This window comes from Acidobacteriota bacterium, from assembly GCA_040754075.1.
Classification (GTDB): Bacteria; Acidobacteriota; Blastocatellia; order UBA7656; family UBA7656; genus JBFMDH01.
This window is the reverse complement of record JBFMDH010000064.1, coordinates 1-6,650: the sequence shown is the minus strand read 5'-3', so window position 1 is coordinate 6,650 and position 6,650 is coordinate 1. Positions and strand designations below refer to the sequence as shown.

Annotated in this window: 6 protein-coding genes and 1 tRNA gene; 6 read left to right on the top strand and 1 reads right to left on the bottom strand. The window is 49.4% G+C overall.

The window, feature by feature from the left end:
* The first annotated feature begins 272 nt into the window (after positions 1 to 272).
* The 6 genes from AB1757_31140 to AB1757_31115 all read left to right on the top strand — a co-directional run bounded on the left by AB1757_31140 (position 273) and on the right by AB1757_31115 (position 4,552).
* Complete coding sequence (locus AB1757_31140; GenBank protein MEW6131524.1) at positions 273 to 680, top strand: thioesterase family protein; 408 nt, start codon at positions 273 to 275, stop codon at positions 678 to 680.
* A gap of 46 nt (positions 681 to 726) precedes the next feature.
* Positions 727 to 1,077: a hypothetical protein gene (locus AB1757_31135; GenBank protein ID MEW6131523.1), complete on the top strand. Its 351-nt coding sequence runs from the start codon at positions 727 to 729 to the stop codon at positions 1,075 to 1,077.
* 48 nt (positions 1,078 to 1,125) lie between these two features.
* Positions 1,126 to 1,224 (top strand) — tRNA-Sec (locus AB1757_31130).
* A gap of 68 nt (positions 1,225 to 1,292) precedes the next feature.
* On the top strand, positions 1,293 to 2,147 hold the full coding sequence (locus AB1757_31125; GenBank protein ID MEW6131522.1) for a carbon-nitrogen hydrolase family protein: 855 nt from the start codon (positions 1,293 to 1,295) through the stop codon (positions 2,145 to 2,147).
* A gap of 146 nt (positions 2,148 to 2,293) precedes the next feature.
* Positions 2,294 to 3,004 carry a hypothetical protein gene (locus AB1757_31120; GenBank protein MEW6131521.1) on the top strand — a complete coding sequence of 237 codons (711 nt, stop codon included), beginning with the start codon at positions 2,294 to 2,296 and terminating at the stop codon, positions 3,002 to 3,004.
* Between the two features lie 180 nt (positions 3,005 to 3,184).
* Entirely contained in the window at positions 3,185 to 4,552 is a 1,368-nt protein-coding gene (locus AB1757_31115) for a cytochrome P450 (GenBank protein MEW6131520.1), read from the top strand.
* Positions 4,553 to 5,062: 510 nt separating this feature from the next.
* On the opposite strand, the gene AB1757_31110 is transcribed toward AB1757_31115, so the two are convergent.
* Complete coding sequence (locus AB1757_31110) at positions 5,063 to 6,439, bottom strand: S8 family serine peptidase (protein ID MEW6131519.1); 1,377 nt, start codon at positions 6,437 to 6,439, stop codon at positions 5,063 to 5,065.
* Positions 6,440 to 6,650 lie beyond the last annotated feature (211 nt).

Here is a 6,650-nt window from a genome sequence, read left to right as displayed (position 1 = left end):
GAGCAAGAAACCCATCTGCATTACTTTGCGACCTTTGAGTCGTTGAAAGAGAAGGTCGAACAAGCGTTGGTGAAATTTGCCAATGCCCCGAAGGAGATATTGGCATTGTTCGGCTTTGCCGCCTAAGGCTTTAGCTTTACAATCCTATTTCTCAAAAAACATTTTCTTAAAAGCTATATCTCTTGTAGTAAACCCAAGTTGCCACACAACCTGCTTGGCTTTTCAGTTTTCTAAAAGTTAGAATGACCGCTCACATTTAAAGAGGTAAGCGAATGAAACCGACTGCACATATTCCTGTTGGCGCGACCGCTACGCGAGAAATCACCGTGACGCGAGAGATGACCGTCGGACATTTTGTTGAAGAGATGCCCGAAGTTTTCGGCACCCCGATTATGATTTATCATATGGAGGTCACATCGGGCGCAGCCATCGGCGAATACTTACCCGAAGGCTGGATTTCTGTAGGTGTGGTGGTCAATGTCAAACACCTTGCGGCAACGCCGGTCGGCGATACCGTAACCTTAAAAGCCGTTGTTACAGAAATCGGCGACAACACCGTGACCTTTGCAGTCGAAGCCTATGATAGCCGCGAAAAAATTGGCGAAGGCACACACGTTCGCGCTCTGGTTGAACTCAAACGATTTATGAAGCGCATAGAGGCAAAAACCAATGGCAGTTAATTCGCAATTGAAAGCATAATCTCCGACTATTTGTAAAAATAACTCTATGACGTTATCCCAAAGCTTTATTCAAGCATGGCAAATTTGGATAAATGCCCATCACCCTTTTTATCATTCCCGGAACCGAAGATTTAATGCGCCGACTTATTCTGCGGAACTCATCTTAGACCACAATGCAACTCATCTTTATTCATTGGGGCTTGCCGCTATTGAAGGCAAGGCATGGAATTACCCGCAGTTGGCGCGTGAAGCATTAGCAGAGATTGATCATGCCATTGAAGAATTGAACGAATGCGCAGTGGGTGAAACAGAAAAAGCAGAAATCAGAGAGTACATATCCCTGACACGAAATTTATTGTCAGAGTTAATAAAGTTGAAATCGAACCATCAATCATAGCAACCAGCTTGCGTTGATTAGTTTCACTTGCTACTTTTGAAACCTTCTGGAGGCGCAGGGGGCCTGGTGGTTCTCGCGGGCTTCAAACCCGTTTGCGAGTCGTCGAGAGGCGGCTTGGGTGGGTTCGATTCCCACACGCCTCCGCCACTTTAATCAGTGATGAGTAAATACACGGCAACGCATCACCTGTTACTCATCACTCACCACTTAAAAATATGTCGAAGACCAAAATCGCCTGTGTACAGATGGATGTTGAAATCGGTAACGTGCCTGCCAATCGCGGTCGCATTATCGAAAAACTTCGCGAAACCGCAGAGCACGGCGCACAACTTGCCGTTTTTCCCGAAGCCGCGTTGACCGGTTATTGTTTTGAATCGCTCGCGGAAGCCGCGCCCTTTGCCGAACTCTGCGACGGCGAATCGGCAACCGCGATTGCCGAAGTGTGCCGCGAAACCAAAACGCACGCCATCGTTGGTTTTATCGAAAAGGATGGAGACAAATACTACAACGCGGCATTGCTGGTTGCGCCCGATGGTATTGTCGGCACCTATCGCAAAATCCATTTGCCGTTTTTAGGCGTTGACCGGTTTTTAACGCCGGGCAATCGCCCGTTTGAACCATTCGATACGTCTTTAGGCAAAATCGGCATCAACATCTGCTATGACATCAATTTTCCCGAAGGTCCTCGCGCCTTGAAATTACTGGGCACGGAACTTTTCGTGTTGCCGACCAATTGGCCCACGGGCGCTTGGCGCACGCCGAAATTTATGCTCAATGCGCGGGCGCAAGAAAATCACTACGCGGTTGCGGCAGTCAATCGCATCGGCACCGAGCGCGGCTGGCGATTCATCGGGCAAAGTAAAATCGTTGACTGCATGGGCGATGTAATTTGCGAAGCCAGCGAAGACCGTGAAGAGATTCTCTACGCCGAAATTGATATTCAGGAATCGAATAACAACAAAATCGTCAACGTCAAAGGTTCTTATGAACTCGACCGATTGGCAGACCGGCGACCTGAATTCTATTCAGGAATTGCGAATTGCGAATTGCGGATTGCCAATTGTTCTTGATGCATTTCGGCAAATCAGAATTTCATTGCTGAATTAGCGAGATATTCTGGAGAAGAATTTGTTATGGCTTTATTTGCTTTCAAAAAACTTTTTAATCCTGTGCGGGAAATCCGCAATCCGCAATTCGCAATCCGCAATTAAACGCTATGCCTTTCCCCGAAGCCGAACGCATCGAACTTCCCATTCTGCAAGAACTCGAAGCTACGGGTGGCAGCGACCAGTTGCGCTTTTTGTACGACCGTTTGGAACGCTACTTTCCACAAATCACCCAAGAAGACTTAAATCTGCAAGCCGCATCGGGCCGCAATCGCTGGCATCTGCTGGTGCAGCGCGCTGGCGCATTATTGGTTGAAAAAGGCGAATTGCGGCGCACAAAGTCGCGCTGGACGATTACTCCAAAAGGCAAACGTCGCGTCGCCGAAGAAGCTATGCAGATGTTGCCGAGCACGCCGCTCACCGAAGTAGCGCCACGTAAAATTTCTCACAAAGAGGCGCAGCAGATGCTCATTGAAATCGGGCAGATGCTCGGTCGTTATGCTGAAGCCGAATACGATTATTTCGATGTTGTGTGGCGCGACAGCGCAGCCTCGCCGCGTCTCAGTCACGTCTTTGAAGTGCAGATTTCAGGAAGCGTTGACAGCGCACTCACCAGGCTCAAACACGCTTATGACGCGCAACGCTCGCAACCGTTTCTGGTGATTGCCGACGAGCGCGATGCGCGTTTTGCCGGTCGAAGGTTGGGCGGTTCATTTCATGAAATTTTAGATGTGGTGACGATCATCGGCGTCGGCGAATTGAAACAGCTTTATGAATCATTAAAAACGCATCAGGAATTGCTGAAAAAAATTCTTGCTTAAATTCGCACAAAGTTTCAACCAGCTTGCAGCTTGCGGTCTCTGCCCACATCTCGACGGTAATCAACAACCGGAGTGAATCGTCAATCATCAGAAATTCCAAACCTTTACTTGTGGCAGGAATGCTAAGAAGGTGTGCATAATAGGTGTCGGACAGAGATAAATTTTTGAGGATAACCAACTATGTCATCAGTCGCTTTGCCGGTGGTTGCCGTGCCGCCCGGACCGAAAGGCGCTCCGCTTGTCGGCACGCTTTTTGAACTTCGCCGCAACCCGGTCGCTTTTCTTACACGCATCGCCAGAGAGTATGGCGATCTTGTCTATTTCAAACTTGGTTCACAGGAAGTCTTTCTCGTCAATGACCCGGAACTGATTAAAGATATCCTGGTCACCAACAGCAAAAATTTCATCAAGAGTCGCGGATTGCAAATGGCAAAGACCATTCTCGGAGAAGGATTGCTCACCAGCGAAGGCGAATTTCATCGTCGCCAACGGCGGCTTGCGCAACCGGCATTTCATCGTCAACGCATCGCCGGTTATGCCGATGAAATGGTCAAATACGGCGCGAAACTGCGCGACCGTTGGCAGAATGGCGAAACGTTAAACATCGCCGAAGAGATGATGCAGGTTACGCTGGCGATTGTCGCGAAGACTTTATTCGATGCCGATGTCGAAGCCGAAGCCAAAGACATTGGTGAATCACTCACCACGGTGATGAAACTTTTTGATCGTGTGACCCTGCCCTTTCCGCAACTGATTAACAAGTTACCGCTGCCGAGTAATTTCCGTTTTGCGAAAGCGCAACAGCGCTTGGATGACACCATCTATCGCATCATCAATGAGCGCCGGAAAAGCGGTGAAGACCGTGGCGATTTGCTTTCAATGCTCTTGCTTGCGCAAGACGAAGAAGGCGACGGCACAGGCATGACCGACAAGCAATTGCGCGATGAATCGATGACCCTGTTTCTGGCAGGACATGAAACCACTGCCAATGCCTTGACCTGGACCTGGTATCTGCTTTCGCAAAATCCTGAAGCCGAAGCGCAGTTTCACGCGGAGATTGACTCGGCGCTTGCCGGTCGTTTGCCGGGTTTTGAAGATGTGCCGCAATTGAAATACACGACGATGGTATTTTCTGAGGCGATGCGACTTTATCCGCCAGCCTGGACGCTTGGGCGACAAGTGCTCAACGATTATCCGCTCGGTCAATATGTGGCGCGCCAAGGGTCGATTATTTTGATGAGCCAGTACGTCATGCATCACACCGAGCGTTATTATCCCCAAGCCGACAAATTTGATCCTGAACGGTGGACGGAAGCCGCGCAAGCCGCAAGACCGAAATTCGCTTACTTTCCCTTCGGAGGCGGTTCGCGCTTGTGCATCGGCGAACAGTTCGCCTGGACGGAGGGGGTTTTGCTGCTGGCGACCATCGGGCAGCTTTGGCGCATGCGCATGATGCCCGGACACCGGGTCGAACCTAAGCCGATAGTAACGCTCAGACCCAAATATGGCATGAAAATGACAGTCGAAAAAAGGGGATTGAAGAGGTAAAAAATAGTGCTTGCTGTTAATTTCTGCACTATGCTATAAAGTAATTAATTAAGAAGCAGCAATTGAGGTGCCTCCTCAATTCCTGAAGTGAGCGGAATGGTAGAGGGCGAGAGAACGGATGTGAAAAATTCTCGCCCTCATTTTTTATTTTCAAACCGATTTTCCCTAAAAAATCCCAATAATTTTCAACATTTTTTGAATATTCGCAGCCGGGTATTCAGATAATCAAAGACGATAAAATTTCAAAAAAGTTTTTCTTGATTCTCTGAATTGAGGTTGCTAGTATCGGTTCAGGTTGAGGGCTTTCTGCGAAGTTAGTGCTTGGCTTATTAATTTAAAACCGAATGTCTGAATAACGGGAGCCGGGCATCGTATTTGACCGGCGCAATGCCTCACTTAGTAGGGGATGCAAAGGCTTTTACTCAGGTTCCCACCTGTCGGTGACAGGTTTACAAATTGATAAGTTTCACGGCTGAGCGGTAGCCCTCGCTGGCTCCAAATGTTTCTCACCTATTCGTCACCCGATGCTACATCTTTCATCCGCGATTGATGTTCAACTATCGATTCTTTATGGGTTAATGCCATAGCGATTGCCGCCCGCGAATTCAACATTCCCCAGCCTTGTTGGTCTATGGGAATATGGGGCAGACGCACAGCGGTTTTGATTAACAGGCTTTTCACTTGATGAGGTTTCAGGTGAGGCGCGGCTTCGAGGATTTGTGCGGCAATCGAAGAGACAATCGGCGCAGCGAAACTGGTGCCGTCAACGTGTTTGTAATGCCCGCTGATGACATTGTGGTCGCGCACTTTTATCCAGACCATATTGCGTATGAGATAAGGCGCGAGATTCACCGCTTCATCCAAATCCGCATCAACTCGCGGATGGCGTTGAATGATGGGCACAAGTTCATCATCGCTGGCGTGTTCCAATTGCGAAAACAGGGTTGCCTGTTCGGCAGTCGGTGTTCCGGGCAGGATGGGCGCGGCAATCCATATCCCTGGCGCAATCACTTCAGGCTTTTGCAATCCGTCAATGGTTGGTCCAAAACTTGAGCGATACATGGTGTTGTCTTCAAAATCGAGATTGTTACGGTCATCCAATCCGCCCACGGTCAACACTGAGGGCGCAGAAGCCGGTGGCAGAATCGGATGGTATTGTAAATGCCCTGAATTGCCCGCCGCCGCAACCACTAAAATGCCTGCGCGCGTGGCGTCTTCGGCGGCTTGAGAGAGCGCGTCGGTTAAATAGCTCTCTTCGTAATCTCCGCCACAGGAAATATTGATGATGCGAATGTTATATTTTTCCCGATTGGCAATACACCAGCGCAAACCGCGTTCAATATCTTCGTGGCGAATGCGCGACGATTCTCCGACTTTCAGTAAAACCAGATTGGCTTCCGAAGCAATGCCGCGATAAAGCCCATTTGACATAAAGCCGTTGCCCGCGGCTACCGTAGAAGTCATCATGCCATGCCAGGCAGAAACATGCGGGGTGTATAAATCTTCAGGATTGGTCGGCGCGACGATGTTGACATATTTGAGAATGCGTTTGCGCGGTTCCGTTAAATCCGGGTGCGCGTAAAACCCTGCATCGATGAATGCAATAGTGACCCCGCGCCCGCGCCAATCGCTTGAGGCATCGAGACGCAAAGGAGTTGGCAGGATTTTTAATTCTTGTTTGGCGAAATCGGGAAAGGCTTTGTTGAGTTCCGAACGCACGCGATAAAAGCGCGAGAGACAATCCCAGCAAATCTCGCGTCCCGGCTCCCAGCCAAAAGCATTGACCGCAAGCAAAGGCTTCACGGAATCATCAATCGCCTCGTTGAGGGCAACTTTATCCGCTTCGACTTCTCGCCTACAGACAGGACAAAAAACACGCTCCATCATTCTATTCACTTACCCACAGGGGATAACCCGCAGCGGCTATTCTAACGGCGGCAGGTGAGCGTCGCAATATAAAAGGGCTGGCAAACACGGCTGTAACAAAGTCTGAATTAGCGCCGCAAGATGAGCTTGAGCCCTTCAAGCGGTTGCGCACTATACTTTCTTCTCGCATCCGGCAGGTACTTGAAGCCTTGCCTTATGACTAAGCCGATGA

Bases quoted from the DNA above. Each gene is read 5' to 3' on its own strand.
- AB1757_31140 (MEW6131524.1), top strand. From the start codon at position 273: ATGAAACCGACTGCACATATTCCTGTTGGCGCGACCGCTACGCGAGAA.
- AB1757_31125 (MEW6131522.1), top strand. From the start codon at position 1,293: ATGTCGAAGACCAAAATCGCCTGTGTACAGATGGATGTTGAAATCGGT.
- AB1757_31135 (MEW6131523.1), top strand. From the start codon at position 727: ATGACGTTATCCCAAAGCTTTATTCAAGCATGGCAAATTTGGATAAAT.
- AB1757_31115 (MEW6131520.1), top strand. From the start codon at position 3,185: ATGTCATCAGTCGCTTTGCCGGTGGTTGCCGTGCCGCCCGGACCGAAA.
- AB1757_31110 (MEW6131519.1), bottom strand. From the start codon at position 6,439: ATGATGGAGCGTGTTTTTTGTCCTGTCTGTAGGCGAGAAGTCGAAGCG.
- AB1757_31120 (MEW6131521.1), top strand. From the start codon at position 2,294: ATGCCTTTCCCCGAAGCCGAACGCATCGAACTTCCCATTCTGCAAGAA.